A 16,195-nucleotide genomic window follows, 5' to 3' on the forward strand; every position below is an offset into this window, starting at 1 on the left:
CGTCCAGCGCCAGTTCAAGCCGCGCCAGATAGCGCGTATCGGCGTTGAATAGCCCGTCAGGTCCGCCTGCGGAGGCACCTATGTCACCATGGCTGTCGAGCACCACGAACGTATCGTCATGCTTCAGAGCGCGGCGCGGCCGTGCCGCGGGGCCGGTCATCGGAATATAGAACGGTGATTCCGACGCCGGTTCGACGGCGTGAATCGTAGTAAGTCTGGCTGCGGCGTCGATGGACATAAGAACCTCGGCCGGTTGATGTGAAGACTGGCCGTCTGTACGAACGACTCAGCGCAGGATCGTAAACCCGTTAAGCCGCGTGTTGGGCAAGGCGGCTCATTTCCTGGGTCACGAGTTCGCGATACGGGCCGTGGCCCTGCATCAGGTTGTCGGGCTTGCCGTCCTCGATGATCTTGCCGCCTTGCAGCATCACCACGCGGTCGAAATTGCGCAGCGTGGCGAGGCGATGTGCGATCGCGATCACCGTGCGTCCCCGCATCAGGCGCTGCAACGCCTCGCGGATCGCCTCCTCGGACTCGCTGTCGAGCGCGGCGGTGGCTTCATCGAGCAGCAGGATCGGCGCGTCCTTGAGGAACGCGCGCGCGATCGCGATACGCTGGCGCTGGCCGCCGGACAGTTTCACGCCGCGGTCGCCGACCTGGGTGTGTAAGCCCTCCGGCAGCGTCTCGACGAAATCGCAGCGCGCCGCAATCGCCGCGCGCATCACCTCTTCGTCGGAGGCGCCGGGGCGGCCATAGCGGATGTTTTCCATGATCGAGCGGTGGAACAGCGAGATGTCCTGCGGAACAACCGAAATGGCGTGGCGCAGGCTGTGCTGCGTCACCCGCGAAATGTTCTGGCCGTCGATGCTGATGCTGCCCGACTGGACGTCGTAGAACCGCTGCAGCAGCACGAACAGGCTCGACTTGCCGCCGCCCGACTGGCCGACCAGGCCGACGCGCTGCCCGGCCTTCAGTCGCAGGCTGAACCTGTCGAACACCGCGAGGCCGCCGGGATAGTTGAACGAGATGTTGTTGAACTCGATCGCCGCGCCGTTCTTCACCAGGGCTTCCGCCTCGGGATGGTCGCTTAGTTCGTGCGGCACCAGCAGCGTCGAGAGCGCCTCCGACAGCCGCGCCACGTGCTGCGTGACATCGACCAGCGCTACCGCAAGGTCGCGCGTCGCATGTAGAATGGAGAGCCCGAGCGTGCAGATCAGCACCACGTCGCCGGTCGAGGCGCCGCCGCGCTGCCACAGCATCAGCGCCCAGGCGAGCAGGCCAATTGTCAACACCACGGTGATCGCGGCATGGGTCAGCCGCAGCTTCTCGAGATAGCGCAGGCTGCGGCCGCGCGCATTGAGTTCGCGGTCCACGGTGGCGTCGAAGCGGGCGTGCTCGAAGCCGAGCCCGCAGAAGGCACGCACCAATGACATGTTATTGATGACGTCGACCATTTCGCCGTCCACCGCGGCGGCTTTATCGGCGAAGTCGTCATGCAGCGCCTTGCCGGACGCGGCCATCCTGAACATCATATAGACTACGCCGCTCGCTACTACCGCCAGGCCCGCGGCCATCGGCAGGCTGACCGTGCCGATCAGCGCGATGGCCGCAACCGTCGCGACGCAGGGCGGCAGCACATTCCAGACGAACATGTTCTCGACGGTGAACACCGCGTTCGATGTGGCGGTAATGCGGCTGGTCAGCATGCCCGGCAATTTCTCGGTGAAATAGCTTGGCGCATGGCCGGTGAGGTGACGGAAGATGTCGCGTCGCAGGTCGCCGGTAACGCAGACAAAGGTGACGCTCGCGGTCCAGCTCGCTACCCGCCACAGAAACATGTCGGCTGAGATGAGCGACACCAGAAATATAAATGCCCACCAAACCCCGTTACCGCCGCCGTTCGGGCCTGCAGAGAGGCCATCGACTAGATATTTTATACCGTATTGCGTGCCCACCGAACAGGCGACCGCTGCCTGCACAGCAAGCAGGATGACCAAATGCGAGCCAGAGCGCTCTCTGATGTAGCGCATGACGAATGCGAACGGACGGTGGGCATAGCCGGAGATACTGTCCATGTTCTGCTCAAAACCCATTGATGAGGATACTTCGCGTTGCGCGAGGGCCTCATCGGTGATCGCAAAAGACGCCATCGCAAATTTCCCACGTTCTCGTCATCACTGCGCAACATTTCGGCAGCATCAGCTGTGATTGGAAGTTGAATGCAGGTGATGGCATCAACAAGACCACAGTGTGGAAGAAGTGCGCATTGCACTCAGGAACTTCGCGCATGCAAGAACGTTCCCGATGCGGCATGTCGTTGCCGTCAGCAAACGAAGAAATAGTTCCATTTCGTCAACAGGAGAATTGTAGATGCGCATCGCGCAGGTTGCTCCGCTCACCGAAGCCGTTCCGCCGAAACTTTATGGTGGTACCGAACGGGTCGTGCACTGGTTGACCGAGGAGCTCGTCGCTCTCGGAAATGACGTGACTCTCTTTGCCAGCGGGGATTCGCAGACATCGGCGAAGCTGAATGCCGGATGGCCGAAGGCGCTGCGCCTCGATGGTTCGGTTCGCGATCCCAACGCGCTTCATATGGAAATGCTGGAGCGCGTGCGACAGAAATGCGACGACGAGGAATTCGACGTGCTGCATTTCCATCTCGACTACTATCCGTTTTCGCTGTTCGCGCGCCAGCCGACGCCGTTTCTTACCACGCTGCACGGCCGGCTCGATTTACCGGAGCACCAGCCGGTGTTTACCACTTTCTCGAAATCGCCGGTGGTCTCGATCTCGAATGCACAACGCCGTCCGGTGCCGCAAGCGAATTTCGTGCGCACGATCTATCACGGCATTCCTGAGAAGCTGCTGACGCCGCAGCCGATCACGCCGCGCTATCTCGCGGTGCTCGGCCGCATTGCGCCGGAGAAGGGCGTTGACCGCGCCATCAAGATCGCGATCCGCTGCGGCATGCCGCTGAAGATCGCCGCCAAGATCGACCGCGCCGACCAGGAATACTACGACGAGATCATCAAGCCGCTGATGGACCACCCGCTGGTGGAATATATCGGCGAGATAGGCGACCACGAGAAGCCGCAATTCTTGAGCGGCGCGCTCGGCCTGATGCTGCCGATCGACTGGCCGGAGCCGTTTGGACTGGTGATGATCGAATCGATGGCCTGCGGCACGCCGGTGATCGCCTACAACCGCGGCTCGGTGCCAGAGATCATCGACGAGGCCGTCACCGGCTTTATCGTCGAGGACGAGATCAGCGCCGCCGCGGCGGTCGGGCGGCTCGCCGGCATGGACCGCGTCGCGATCCGTGCGCGCTTCGAGGAGCGCTTCACAGCGCGCCGCATGGCGCTGGACTACATGGCGGCGTACCGCGCCCTCAGCGAGACCAAGCCGAGCATCCGGCTGCTGCAGAGCGCGGAGTAGCGGCAATATTGATCGGGCGGCTCAGACCGCCCGATCATTATTCCCGGGCCAGCATCCTGCGCGCCCGGCTAAATTCAATCGCATCTGACCGTGTCTGCAAGTCTTGCAACAGCCATCAGTGCTCGGGCTAGATAAATCAGGTGCACGCAGAAGCGACGAAGTCCGTTTGGTATCTCGGATTTTTGTTCCTTGAGCTGCAATGACTTTGCGGCCATGACACGGCGCATACTGTCAGGCCGGCGAAGCCCGTGCCGATGGCGTCGCCAATAGGCGACGTCGCTCTGACGGCCGACGCCACGATATAGAAATCCTTCGCGTCTGAATGCATGGAAAAGCAGCAATCTGCAGTTCTCACACCTGTGCATCCGCATGATGCCCATCGACACAACCGTCAGGCTTCCGCTGGACGGCCACGGAGTTGGCTCAGGGTCGACTCACAAAGTAGCGTGCAGCGTCATCGATCTCAGCCGCCGTCATCTGCCGCGCGATGTTTCTCATCTGCTCGCTGATGTCGTTTCGCCGCACGCCAGTCGCGAAGGCCTGGAGCTGGGCCTTGATGTAGACGGCAGACTGGCCTTCCAGCCAATGCCGGCCCTGAGTTTGAGAGCCGTCATATCCCTGATCTAAGTCGGTAGTTCCCGCATTCAAAACTGAATTCCCTGTTCTCTTGTGCAGGGAATTCGCCGAATTCTGGCCTCGCAGGGGGGGCCGGTTCGAGAATGTCTCCGGACTGAACACCCAGCCAGGCAGTCCGGGCATTCGGCCGGGCCGTTCAATTAGTCTGGAAGGGCAGCAATTGCCGGGCTTTCTCGCCTTCGGAAAAGTCTCTGGCTGGCCAAATGTGCCTTGGGGACGCTCGAACTCCCGAAAGTCTCTGGCCGAAAACCACCAAACTCCCGTTTCCGGGAGACTTTCACTGGACTGGCGCTCCGAAAATCCAGTGGCTTCTCTATTGGCCCTGGCTGTTCCCCCTCAACCAAACTTGTGCGAGACGTTCTTTGCGACGGTGTAGCAAGCCAGACCCTCGGTGCCGCCTTCGCGGCCATAGCCGCTGTCCTTGATGCCGCCGAAAGGCGTTTCAGCCACCGACGCGACGAAATGGTTGATCGACAGGTTGCCTGCATCCAGGTTGCCGGTCATCCGGTTTACGTTGTCGGCGGAGTGCGTGAAGGCATAGGCTGCGAGCCCGAACGGCAGGGCGTTGGCCCGTTCGATGGCCTCGTCGAGATCGCGCACGGGATTGATCAGCGCGAGGGGACCGAACGGCTCCTCGTTCATGGCGAGCGCGTCATCGGGGGCGTCGGCCAGCACGGTGATCGGATAGAAGTAACCGCGGTTGCCGATGCGGCTTCCGCCGGCCAGCAATCGCGCGCCGCGCGCCGTGGCGTCCGAAACCAGCCGATCCATCGCTTCGATCCGCCGGATGTTGGCAAGCGGCCCGAGCTGCGTTGTCGGATCCATTCCGTCGCCGGATTTCAACTGCGCGGCCCGCTCCGCGAAAGTCGCTGCGAATTTTTCGAAATGCGTTTCGTGGACGAAGAAGCGAGTCGGCGCGACGCAGACCTGGCCGGCGTTGCGGGATTTCGTTGTCACCGACTGCCGGGCGACATCGACCGGATCGACGTCCTCGCAGACGATGACGGGGCCATGCCCTCCCAATTCCATGATGGCCGGTTTCATGTGCTGGCCGGCCAGTGCCGCCAGATGTTTGCCGACGGGCACCGATCCGGTGAAGGTGATCAGGCGAATCGTGGGATGAGGCACGAGATAGGCTGATATTTCTGATGGGTTGCCGAATACGAGATTGAGCACGCCCGGCGGCAGGCCGGCGTCATGAAAGGCGCGAACCAGCTGCATCGCGCCGGCGGGCGTCTCCTCGGATGCCTTCAGAATGATGGAACATCCCGAAGAAAGCGCCCCCGCAACCTTGCGGGCTGGTGCGCTCATCGGAAAATTCCACGGCGAAAAGGCCGCGACGGGCCCGATCGGCTGGCGATGTACCATGTGCTGCAGGCCGGGGCCGGCGGGAATGATGCGGCCATACTGCCGCATGCCTTCGGACGCATCCCATTCGATGATGTCGCAGCCGCGCAGGATTTCCAGCCGCGCCTGCTCGAGCGGCTTGCCCTGCTCCAGCGTCATGGCGACGGCCATGTCCTCGACACGCGTGCGAATGAGCGCCGCGGCTCGCATGATGATCTGCATGCGCGCGGCGGGCGCCGTCTTGCGCCAGGTGGCGAAGCCGCGTTCTGCCGCCGCCAGTGCGTCGTCGAGGTCGGCTTTGGTCGCGTGCGGCACAGTCCCGATCACGGTCTCATCGGCGGGATTGATGATCGGTGCGCCCGCCGCGGAGCGCCAGTGGCCGTCGATGTAAAGTTGGATGGTGGGATAGTTCATTTTCGGTGCCGTTTCCGCCGTGAGCCACGTGAAGCTTTACTTTGGAAGGCATCCAATCATATATTTCAATAATAGAACAATGGTTCTGTCTAACAGAACAGCAAGCAAAGCTTCGGGAGAGACGGATGACGATCAGGAGAGGCACAACGCAGTCGTTCACGCGACGGCGTGTCATCACCGCGGCGGTGATCGTCGCATCAACTCTGCTCATGCAGTTGGCGATGGCGCAGGACTATCCCAGTCGGATCATCAAGCTCGTCGTCCCGTTTCCGGCCGGCTCTGCCACGGATGTCGAAGCGAGATTTCTGGCCGATAAGGTTGGCGCAACGCTGAATCAGAAAGTGCTGGTCGAGAACAAGCCCGGCGCGAACGGCAATCTCGGCGCGTCCGAAGCCGCCCGCGCTGCGCCGGACGGCTACACGCTGTATCTGGCGACCAACTCGACGCATTCGGCGAATGTGCATCTCTACAACAAACTGCCATTCGATCCGGTGGCGGATTTCACGCCGGTGGCGCGGCTGACCCGCAATCCGCTGGTGATGGTCGTCAACAAGGACTTTCCGGCGCAGGATCTTCGCGCCTTCATCACCTACGCCAAGGCCAATCCAGGCAAGTTGAGCTACGGCACGGGCAACACAGGCAGCATGGCCGCTGCGCAACTCGTGAAATCGATGGCCGGTATCGACGCGGTGAAGGTGTCGTATCCCGGCACACCGCAAGCCATCACCGACCTGCTCGGCGGACGCATCGAGTTCGTCATCACCGACGTTGCCGTCACCCGTGAATTCATCGGGCAGGGCAGCCTGCGCGCGCTCGGCGTGACCACCCCGGTCAAGGTCGCCTCGTTGCCAGATGTCCCGACGATGTCGGACGCCGGCCTCAATGGTTACGACTTCGCGGCGTGGAGCGGCCTGTTCGCGCCGAAGGGCACGCCGGACGCGATCGTGCAGCGTCTCAACAAGGCGTTCAGCGATGCGATGACGACGCCCGACGCGAAGACCTTCTTCGCCGGCATCGGCCTGGAGCCCAACACCAGCACGCCGGATGGACTCGCGGATCACGTCAAGGCGCAAACCGATCTGTGGGGGCGCATCATCAAGGAGTCGGGACTTGAAAAAATCTGACGACGTGATCGCTGTCTTTCGCGCGATCCCGACTTTGCTGGAGCGCGACGCAGCGCTGCTCAAGCGCGGACGCTTCGTCGATGTTGAGTGCCTGCTGGGCTCGACCGAGCAGGCGTTCCATGTCTCGATCAGGAATGGCCACGTCGCCGATATGGCGCCGGCGCCGATCCTGATGCGGCCCTGGCGCTTCGCCTATCGCGCCACGCCGGCTGCCTGGACGGCGTTCTGGAAACCGATGCCGAAGGCTGGCTGGCACGATCTGCTGGCGCTCACCAAGCGTGGCGAAGCTGTGCTGGAAGGCGACATCCAGCCGTTTATGACCCATCTGCAGTATTTCAAGGATTTGCTGGCGCTGCCGCGATCTGCGGGAGGTGCATCATGACCGGTTATATCGAACCGATGATCGGCCGTTACGTTCATGTCGAAATCGACGGCGAGCCGAACCGGATTTACTTCGAGGAAGCCGGCGCCGGCATTCCGTTGGTCTGCCTTCACACTGCAGGCTCCGACGGCCGGCAGTGGCGGCATCTGCTGGCTGACGCGGAGTTCACCAAAAACTTTCGCATCATCGCGTTCGACATGCCGTGGCACGGCAAGTCGAATCCGCCGGCGGACTGGAATGGCGATGAGTACCGACTGACGACGGCGCGCTACACCCAGACGATCCGCGCCTTTTGTGCAGCACTCGACCTCCATCGGCCGGTGGTGATGGGCTGCTCGATCGGCGGCCGCATCGTGCTCAATCTTGCGATCGATCATGCCCGTGAATTTCGCGCGCTGATCGGGCTGGAGGCCGCCGACTTCCAGTCACCCTGGTACGACACCGACTGGCTGAACCGCCCGGATGTTCACGGCGGAGAAGTCTGCGCCGCGCTGGTTTCCGGTCTGGTCGCGCCGCAGAGCCCGGCCTCGGCGCGCATGGAAACGCTGTGGGCCTACAAGCAAAGTGGTCCCGGAATTTTCAAGGGCGATCTGTATTTCTACCGTGTCGATGGCGATTTGCGCGGCCGGGTCGAGGCGATCGATACTGGCGTCTGTCCACTGTTCCTGCTGACCGGTGAATATGACTTCTCCTGCATGCCGGAAGACACCTTGCGCACCGCCGGGAGCATCAAGGGCGCGGAAGTCACCGTGATGGAGAAGCTCGGTCATTTTCCGATGAGCGAGAACCCCGATCAATTCCGTCGCTACATCGCGCCGGTGCTGAACCAAATTCTACAACAAATGAAAAATTGAAGGGGGACAACACATGAACACCAGGGTCATCAAGCGACATTTCTACGCGACGGCGGCATTGCTGCTGGCGGCGCAGTTCGGCGCCGGTCATCTGCAGGCCGCCGAGACCATCAAGATCGGCGTGCTGAACGACCAGTCCGGCGTATTTGCCGACAATGGCGGCGTGGGATCGGTCGTCGCGGCCCGTTTGGCGGCGGAGGATTTTGGCGGCGAGTTGCTCGGCCAGAAGATCGAGATCGTCACCGCCGATCACCAGAACAAGGCGGATATCGCCTCATCGACCGCGCGTAAATGGTTCGACACCGAAGGCGTCGATATGATCGCCGACGGAGCGGCGTCGTCGGCCGGCTTCGCAATCCTCGAAGTCGCGCGCCAGAAGAACAAGATCTTCGTTATCAGCGGCCCCGGCTCGTCGGATTTCACCGGCAAGGCTTGCTCGGCGACCAGCTTCCACTTCAACTACGACACCTACGCGCTGTCCAAGCTGACCAGCGAGGCCGTGACCAAGGGCGGTGGCAGTATCTGGTACTTCATCTCGGCCGACTACGCCTTCGGTCAGGCGTTGCAGCGCGACGCCACCAAGTTCATCGAGGCGGCCGGCGGCAAGGTGATCGGTTCGGCGGCGCATCCGCTCGGCTCGACCGACATGGCGTCGTTCCTGCTGCAGGCGCAGGGCTCGAAGGCCAAGGTGGTGGGTCTTGCCACGTCCGGAGCGGACGTGCAGACCGCAATCAAGCAGGCTGGCGAATTCGGCATCGTCGAGAGCGGTCAGAAACTGGCGGGTCTTCTGGTGTTCATCACCGACGTTAACGCGCTCGGCCTCAAGGCCACGCAAGGCCTGCAGATCACGACATCGTTCTACTGGGACCTCAACGAGCAAACCCGGGCCTGGTCGAAGCGCTATTTCGCGGCGATGAAAGACAAGGTTCCCAGCATGGTGCAGGCTGGCGTCTATAGCGGCGTTCATCATTATCTCGCCGCCGTGAAGGCTGCGGGCACCAAGGACCCAACCGTTGTTGCGCAGAAGATGCACGAGATGAAGGTCAACGACATGTACAACAAGGACGTTACCATCCGTCCGGATGGTCGCGTGCTACACACGATGTACCTCGTTCAGGTGAAGAAGCCTGACGAGTCCAAATACAAGTTCGACTACTACAAGGTTGTGACCACATCGCCCGGCGAGCAGGCCTTTCGGCCGATGAGCGAAGGCAATTGCCCGCTGGTCAAAGGCTGATCCATCGATCGTTTCCGGGCGCGGCTGAGCCGCGCCCGTTTCTGTTCTCAACAAGGAGTCAGGCATGACCAATGCCATCGGTTTTATCGGTCTCGGCGTCATGGGGGAGCCGATCTGCCGCAATCTCGCCCGCAAGAGCGGATCCCCGGTTATCGGATTCGATCGCGCGGATGCGCCGTTGCAGCGTCTGGCGGAAACGGGCGTGACCCGTGCGGCGTCGCTGGCCGATCTGGCGAAAGCGTGTGACGTGATCTTCATGGCGCTGCCGAGCGGCAAGCATGTCGAGGCGGTGTGCGACGGCCCCGATGGCCTGCTCAGCCATGCCGGGGCGCGCCACACCATCGTCGATCTCGGCACTTCGGCGGTCGAGCCGACCCGTGAACTGGCGAAGCGTTTTGCCGCCAAGGGCGCGGATTACGCCGATGCGCCGATCGCGCGGACGCGACAGGCGGCCGAAGAAGGCACGCTCAGCGTCATGGTCGGCGCGGATGATCCGGTCTTCCAGAAGCTGCAGCCGCTGATCGCCACCTTCGCCACCGACATCACCCATTGCGGCGGCGTGGGCGCCGGGCAGGTGGTGAAGATCCTCAACAACATGGTGCTGATGCAAACAGTGGTGGCGCTGGCCGAAGCGCTGGAAACCGCCAAGCGCGCCGGTCTCGATGGCCGGCTGTTGTTCGAGACCCTGGCCAAGGGTTCCGCCGACAGCTTTGCGCTGCGCAATCACGGCATGAAGGCGATGCTGCCGGATACGTTTCCGGAACGGGCGTTCTCGACGCAATATGCCCGCAAGGACATCATCTATGCGCTGGATCTCGCGAAGTCGGTCGACATCCGGCTTGAGGGCGCGGAGCTCGCCGACAAACTGCTCGGGGAAGCAACCGATGCCGGCTTTGGTGATCTTTACTGGCCGGTGCTGGCGCGAATCATCAAAGCTTCGCATTCTGGCGGCTAGGACGTTTTTGAGCGAAGTAGATACCGGCTCGCATTAAGAAAACGCGTTACAATGAAAGCTTGAGCTTCCGTTCCGAGTCCATCGGAACGGAAGAGGCTCTGGCCGGACCGAAAATGAAAAAGCCTGCAGCGAAAGAAGTGACGAAACCTGCCGAAAATTCGGCGCGCGAGGCCAGCGATGGCGTAGCCGCCGTCGAGCGGGCGCTGTCGATCGTTTCCGCGCTGGAGAGCGTCGATCAGCCGATCACGCTGGCCGAGCTGGCGGTCAGGACCGGCTTTTACAAGAGCACGATCCTGCGGCTGCTCAGTTCGTTGCTCGCCACCGGCTACGTCACGCGTCTGCGCGACGGCAGCTACGATCTCGGTCCGATGGCTTTTCGTCTCGGCGCGGCCTTCGCCAGGAAGAATGCGATCGGGCACCACGTCGTGCCCGCTCTGCAGGAACTGGTTGATCGCGGTACCGAAAGCGCCTCGTTCCATATCCGGCAGGATGTCGACAACCGCCTGTGCCTGTTCCGGGTCAACTCGCGGCACGCCACGCTCGATCGCGTCGAGGCGGGTTGCATCTACGCCTTGCTGCGAGGCGCCGCCGGGCACATCATTCTGGCCTATGACGGCGGTGTTGGGCCGCGTTACGATGCCATCCGCGCCCGCGGGTTCGACGTATCACTCGGCGAGCGCGATCCGAGTTGCGCGGCCGTGGCCGCCCCGGTGTTCGGCCCACGCGGCACGCTGATCGGCGTGCTGTCATTGTCTGGTCCAAGGGAACGGTTCGGCGCGGTGGAGATCGAGCAGATGAAATCGGTTCTCGGCCCTGTCGCCAGGGAGCTGTCGATCAGTCTCGGTGGCGTCTGGCCGGGATACGGACACTGACGGATCGTCAGTGCTCGGCCAGTTCACGTGCCGAGCCCAGATCTCAGACCGCTGAGCCGCCGAGTAATAAATGCGATGTCGCTGTTTCATGTCCACACTCCATCTGTGCTAAAAGATTAGTGTGTTGCGCTGACCAGTTGAGCTCACCGCGTAAAGCGGACGTCCCTATCGCAAGGTAGTGGATTTGCGAAGCTGTAGGGCCGTCACTGGATGCTATACGATGCCAGCTATCTTTAGATCAGCCACTTGATTGGCGTTGTAGCCGAGCGAAGCAAGCACTGTTTCTGTCTGCTCACCGAGATCCGGCGTCGCGTGTCGGATCTCGCGATCGAATCCGGTGATCGTGCAGGGTTGCGCGACCAGATCGATGTCGCCGAGGCGCGGATGGGTGACCGACCGCGTGATGCCCAAGGACTGCACTTGAGGATCGGCGAATACCTCGTCGATGGTGTAGACCGGTCCGCAGGGAATGCCCTCCGCGACCAGGATCTCGAACCATTCGAGGGTGTTTTTCTGGCGCAGCGCTTCGGCGATCAGTGCATTCAGCGCGTCCTTGTTGCGGCCGCGCAGGCCGGAACTGGCGAAGCGCGGATCGGTCGCCATCCTGTCGCGTCCGATCAGACGGCAGAACGTTGAAAAGTTCTTGTTGCTGGTGGTGGCGATGTTGAGAAAGCTGTCGGCGGTGGGATAAAGCCCCATCGGCGTGATGGTGGGATGGAAGTTGCCTTCCTGCGGCGGCACCTTGCCATCCATCAACCAGCGCGCGGCCTGGAAATCGAGCAGGTTGATGCCAGCCTCGATCAGCGAGGTCTGGACCCAGCGGCCTTCGCCGCTCACCTCGCGGTCGAGCAACGCGATCAGCAAACCTTGGGCGAGAAAAGCGCCGGCCATCAGGTCGGTCACCGCAACCCCGGCGCGCACCGGCCCTTGGCCGGGAAGGCCGGTCACCGACATGATGCCCGCCATTCCCTGCGCGATCTGGTCAAGCGAGGGCCGCTCCGCGTAGGGCCCGATCTGGCCGAAGCCGGAAATGCTGCCATAAACGATCTTCGGATTTCGGGCCTTTACCGCCTCATAATCGACGCCCAGGCGTTTGGTGACCCCCGGCCGCATGTTCTCGACGATGACGTCGGCGGCTTCCGCAAGCCGCATGAAGATCTCGCGGCCCTGTTCGGTCTTCAAGTTCAGTGTCATCGCGCGCTTGTTGCGATGCAGGTTCTGGAAGTCCGAGCCGTCCCGCTTGCCGAGCAGTTCTCCACTCTCCTTATCGCTCGGCGGCGGTTCGATGCGGATCACGTCGGCACCCCAGTCGGCGAGGGTGCGGACGCAAGAGGGGCCGGCGCGCGCCAGCGTCAGATCCAGCACCTTGAAGCGTGCCAGCGGCAGTGCGGCGGCGGTCCTCGGTCCAGCGGTATCGTTGTCGGTGGCGTCGAGAGGCTTAAGCATGCTGGTCGTCCTGGATCGGAATGATGTGCGACGGATTGATCTCCAGCCACACTTTCTGGCCGACGTTGAACACATTGAGCGGCGGCGACATGATGCGCAGCTTGAGATCGCTGGCTTCGGACTGGAACGCGTAGTCCCAGGTCTCGCCGAGGAAGGCGCGTTCGACGATGTTGCCGGGCAGGATGATCGCATCGCCTTGCGGGCAGTTGGCGTGAAGCCCGATGTTCTGGGAGCGCAGCGAGAATTCATTGGTCTGAATAGCGCCGCGAGCGTCGAGTCGTGCGGATGCGATCTCAAATCCCTTGAAGGTGACGTTGGCGCCATTGGCCTCCCCGTCGAGGATGTTGGAGCGGCCGATGAATTCGGCCACATAGCGCGTCTTCGGTCGCGCATAGAGCGTGAGTGGATCGTCGATCTGCTCGATGCGTCCCTTGTTCATCACCGCGATGCGGTCCGACGTGGTCATCGCCTCGGCCTGGTCGTGGGTGACGTAGATCGAGGTGATGCCGAACTCATTGTGCAGGCGGCGGATTTCGCTGCGCATTTCTTCGCGCAGGTTGGCGTCGAGGTTCGATAGCGGCTCGTCGAGCAGCAGTATCTCCGGTTTGACCACCAGCGCCCGCGCCAGCGAGACGCGCTGCTGCTGGCCGCCAGACAGCTCGTTGGGATAGCGCGCGGCGAGATGCCCGAGCTGCACCACGTCGAGGATCTGGTTGACGCGGCGCTTGATTTCGTCCTTCGGCACCTTGCGCATCTTCAGCCCAAAGGCGACGTTCTGCGCCACTGTCATGTTGGGCCATAGCGCGTAGCTCTGGAAGATCATCGACATCCGGCGGCGTTCCGGCGGCAGCGAGGCGGCGGCCGAGGACATCTGCTTGCCGTCCATGTCGATGCTGCCGGCGGACGGCGTCACGAAGCCCGCGATCATCCGCAGCGTCGTGGTCTTGCCGCAGCCGGAGGGGCCGAGCAGCGAAACGAATTCGCCCGGCCGCAGACTGAGGTTCAAGTGATCGACCACGACGGTGTCGCCGTATTTCTTGGTCAGGTTGTTGAGCGTGAGCTTGTCCATCAGGTGCGCCTCAGCATGAAGTCGCGGCCCAGCACCGCGGTGCCGATCAAGGTCACCACGGCCGTGACCGCGAGCAGGAGAATGGAAATCGCCGACAGCATTTCGTACTGGCCCTGTTCGCTGAGTTCGAGCGTCAGCACCGAAATCACCCGGGTCTGCGGGCCGGACAGAAACATGGCGGTGGAGAGTTCGCGGGTGCCGATGATGAAGATCAGCAGCCAGCTGCCGAACAGCGATTTCTTCAGGATCGGCAGCACCACCTGCCACAGCGCGCGGGCCTGGGTGCCGCCCGCGATGCGCACGGCTTCCTCGAGTTCGGGATGCAGGCCCTGGATCGCGGAGTTGGAATTGGTAAAGGCGATCGGCAGGAAGCGCGTGATGAAGGCGACGATCACCAGCGCGCTCATGCCGTACAGCGAAAATGGCGGCGGCGCATAGGCGGCGTAGAAGCAGATCGCCAGCACGATGCCAGGCACCGCGAACGGCGCCAGCGTGACGCTGGCCAGCGCGCCGGAGAACGGCAACAGCCGGCGGTGCGAGATGTAGGCGATGGCAAAGCCGAGCGCCGTGCAGATGGTGGCGGTGATGATGGCATATTCGAAGGTGTTGAACAGCGCCTGCCGCACCGTGACCTGGTCGAACAGGACCTGCTGGAAATTGCGCAACGTAAAGTTCGCCGCCGACATCGGCACCGCCCAGGCCCGGCTGAATGCGGTCTGCAGGATCACGATCAGCGGCATGAACACGGTGATCGCCGCGATCAGCATGGCATAGCCGAACATCACCCAGCGAAACGCGCCGAGGTCCATGGGCGTGCGATGGCCGCCCTTGCCGCCGACGGTGACATAGCTCTTGCGTGACAGCAGCCGGCGCTGCGCCCACAGCAGCAGCACGGTGATGCCGACCATCGGCATCGAGAACGCGGCGGCGACCTCGACCCGCACCGGATTTTCGAAGAAGGCCGCCAGTTGCGTGGTCACCACGTTGAAGCCGGCCGGGATCGCGATCAGCGCCGGCGTGCCGTACAGGCCGAGCACTTCGAGAAACACCAGCAGCACGGAACCGAGAATCGCCGGCAGCGCCAGCGGCAGCGTGATGCGCAGGGTGGTCTGCACGGGACCTGCGCCGAGGATCGAGGCGGCTTCCTCCATCTCCGTCGAGATCAGGTCGAGCGCGGATTTGGTGAACACGTAGATCAGCGGAAACGAATACAGCGCAGTCACCAGCGCCAGCCCCGAGAAGCTGAAGATATTGAACGGGCCTGACGAGGCGCCGGTCAGCGCCATCCAGCCGCGGTTGATCCAGCCGGCATTGGGGCCGCCGAGCAGGATCCAGCCGATCGCGCCGACGAATGGCGGGATCAGGAATGAGCCCAGCACCATGACATGGATGAAGTTGCGGCCGGGCATGTTGGTGCGTGACACGCCCCAGGCCAGCGGCACCGCGATGACGCAGGACACCGCCGCGGCGACAACGCCGAGCTTGAGTGAATTTATCAGCGCCTGGACATAACGTGGCCGGCCGAAGGCGGTGACGTAGTTGCCAAACGTGAAGCTGCCGTCAGCGGCTTTCGTAAAACTGTACTTGACCAGCTGGAACAGCGGATTGGCGACCAGGAAGATCAGGACCAGCGCCAGCAGAAGCGCGACCAGTGTGGTCGGGTTGAGCGCGCCGCGGATAGCGGGGCCCCAATAGGAGAGCGACGCCGTTGTTGTGCGGTTTTTTGTGAGCCCAATGTCGGCCATGTGTCCGTCTTCGCTGGTGGGAAGGAAGGGGCGTCGCGGATCAGCGGCCCGTGAATTGCGGCGTGCGCTTTTCCATGAAGGCGCGCCGGCCCTCGCGAAAGTCTTCGCTGTCCATGCAATCGATGCCGATCTGTTTGATTGCGGCCATGTCGCGGTTGCCGGCGTCCTTCAGGATGTCGGCGATGGTGGTCTTGGCCGCCGCGATGGCCAGCGGCGCGTTGCCGGAGATGGTTCGCGCGATCTCGTGAACGGCATCCGCAAGCCTGTCAGCCGGCACCACGCGATCGACAAGGCCGATGCGTTCGGCTTCTGCGGCCTCGATCCGCATGCCGGTGAACAGCAGCAGCCGCGCCCAGGAGGGGCCGACCAGCGAGATCAGATGCTTGAGACCGTCGAACCCGTAGGCGATGCCGAGTTTTGCGGCGGGAATGCCGAACTGGCTGCCATCGGCGGCGATGCGGATATCGGTTAGCATCGCCACCTGCATGCCGCCGCCGAGGCAGAAGCCGCGGATGCAGGCACTGGTCGGCTTCGGATAAGCCGCCAGCAGCGCGCGCTGCGCGGCGCTGCGCCTGGAATATTCCTCGGAGGCTTCGGCGTTGTGGCGAGTCTTTTCGAACTGGCTGATGTCGGCGCCCGAGACGAACGCCTTGTCGCCGGCGCCGGTCAGGATCACGAC

At 62.6% G+C, this 16,195-nt stretch carries 14 protein-coding genes and 1 pseudogene; 7 read left to right on the forward strand and 8 right to left on the reverse strand.

Annotated features, from left to right (window positions below; all coding sequences use genetic code 11):
- Nucleotides 1-238: glycogen debranching N-terminal domain-containing protein (locus JWQ24_RS21555; RefSeq protein ID WP_299812393.1), on the reverse strand; the 238-nt coding region annotated here is incomplete at its 3' end.
- A gap of 70 nt (nt 239-308) precedes the next feature.
- Nucleotides 309-2,075: an ABC transporter ATP-binding protein gene (locus tag JWQ24_RS21560; protein WP_299812417.1), complete on the reverse strand. Its 1,767-nt coding sequence runs from the start codon at nt 2,073-2,075 to the stop codon at nt 309-311.
- Nucleotides 2,076-2,370: 295 nt separating this feature from the next.
- On the opposite strand from JWQ24_RS21560, the gene JWQ24_RS21565 reads away from it, so the two are divergent.
- Nucleotides 2,371-3,435 carry a glycosyltransferase family 4 protein gene (locus tag JWQ24_RS21565; protein WP_299812395.1) on the forward strand — a complete coding sequence of 355 codons (1,065 nt, stop codon included), beginning with the start codon at nt 2,371-2,373 and terminating at the stop codon, nt 3,433-3,435.
- A gap of 423 nt (nt 3,436-3,858) precedes the next feature.
- On the opposite strand, the pseudogene JWQ24_RS21570 reads toward JWQ24_RS21565, so the two are convergent.
- Together JWQ24_RS21570 and JWQ24_RS21575 are read right to left on the reverse strand one after the other, a co-directional pair.
- A pseudogene (locus tag JWQ24_RS21570) lies at nt 3,859-4,020 on the reverse strand (cytochrome c4); the annotation flags it as partial.
- Nucleotides 4,021-4,407: 387 nt separating this feature from the next.
- Complete coding sequence (locus JWQ24_RS21575; RefSeq protein WP_299812396.1) at nt 4,408-5,832, reverse strand: NAD-dependent succinate-semialdehyde dehydrogenase; 1,425 nt, start codon at nt 5,830-5,832, stop codon at nt 4,408-4,410.
- 125 nt (nt 5,833-5,957) lie between these two features.
- Between JWQ24_RS21575 and JWQ24_RS21580 the strand changes: the two genes are divergently transcribed.
- The 6 genes from JWQ24_RS21580 to JWQ24_RS21605 all read left to right on the forward strand — a co-directional run bounded on the left by JWQ24_RS21580 (nt 5,958) and on the right by JWQ24_RS21605 (nt 11,256).
- Nucleotides 5,958-6,956, forward strand: a complete 999-nt coding sequence (locus JWQ24_RS21580) for a tripartite tricarboxylate transporter substrate binding protein (RefSeq protein WP_299812397.1) — start codon at nt 5,958-5,960, stop codon at nt 6,954-6,956.
- The gene (locus JWQ24_RS21585; protein ID WP_299812399.1) at nt 6,943-7,338 is read left to right on the forward strand and encodes a hypothetical protein; all 396 of its coding nucleotides are present in this window, start codon (nt 6,943-6,945) and stop codon (nt 7,336-7,338) included. Before JWQ24_RS21580 ends, JWQ24_RS21585 begins: the two co-directional genes overlap by 14 nt.
- Nucleotides 7,335-8,192 (forward strand): alpha/beta hydrolase, encoded by an 858-nt coding sequence (locus JWQ24_RS21590; protein ID WP_299812401.1) that lies wholly within the window; start codon nt 7,335-7,337, stop codon nt 8,190-8,192. The genes JWQ24_RS21585 and JWQ24_RS21590 overlap by 4 nt, the downstream gene beginning before the upstream one ends.
- Nucleotides 8,193-8,205: 13 nt before the next feature.
- A complete protein-coding gene (locus JWQ24_RS21595) occupies nt 8,206-9,429 on the forward strand; it encodes an ABC transporter substrate-binding protein (RefSeq protein ID WP_299812403.1) in 1,224 nt (407 codons plus the stop codon).
- 64 nt (nt 9,430-9,493) lie between these two features.
- A complete protein-coding gene (locus JWQ24_RS21600) occupies nt 9,494-10,384 on the forward strand; it encodes an NAD(P)-dependent oxidoreductase (protein ID WP_299812405.1) in 891 nt (296 codons plus the stop codon).
- Nucleotides 10,385-10,497: 113 nt separating this feature from the next.
- Nucleotides 10,498-11,256 carry a helix-turn-helix domain-containing protein gene (locus JWQ24_RS21605; RefSeq protein WP_299812407.1) on the forward strand — a complete coding sequence of 253 codons (759 nt, stop codon included), beginning with the start codon at nt 10,498-10,500 and terminating at the stop codon, nt 11,254-11,256.
- Between the two features lie 213 nt (nt 11,257-11,469).
- Here JWQ24_RS21605 and JWQ24_RS21610 read toward each other — a convergent pair whose 3' ends face one another.
- From JWQ24_RS21610 to JWQ24_RS21625, 4 genes are all read right to left on the reverse strand, one after another.
- Complete coding sequence (locus JWQ24_RS21610; RefSeq protein WP_299812409.1) at nt 11,470-12,702, reverse strand: CaiB/BaiF CoA-transferase family protein; 1,233 nt, start codon at nt 12,700-12,702, stop codon at nt 11,470-11,472.
- Complete coding sequence (locus tag JWQ24_RS21615) at nt 12,695-13,771, reverse strand: ABC transporter ATP-binding protein (RefSeq protein WP_299812411.1); 1,077 nt, start codon at nt 13,769-13,771, stop codon at nt 12,695-12,697. The genes JWQ24_RS21610 and JWQ24_RS21615 overlap by 8 nt, the downstream gene beginning before the upstream one ends.
- Nucleotides 13,771-15,516, reverse strand: a complete 1,746-nt coding sequence (locus JWQ24_RS21620; RefSeq protein ID WP_299812413.1) for an iron ABC transporter permease — start codon at nt 15,514-15,516, stop codon at nt 13,771-13,773. The genes JWQ24_RS21615 and JWQ24_RS21620 overlap by 1 nt, the downstream gene beginning before the upstream one ends.
- Nucleotides 15,517-15,556: 40 nt before the next feature.
- Nucleotides 15,557-16,195: enoyl-CoA hydratase (locus tag JWQ24_RS21625; protein WP_299812415.1), on the reverse strand; the 639-nt coding region annotated here is incomplete at its 5' end.

The organism is Tardiphaga sp., from assembly GCF_028290495.1.
GTDB lineage: Bacteria > Pseudomonadota > Alphaproteobacteria > Rhizobiales > Xanthobacteraceae > Tardiphaga.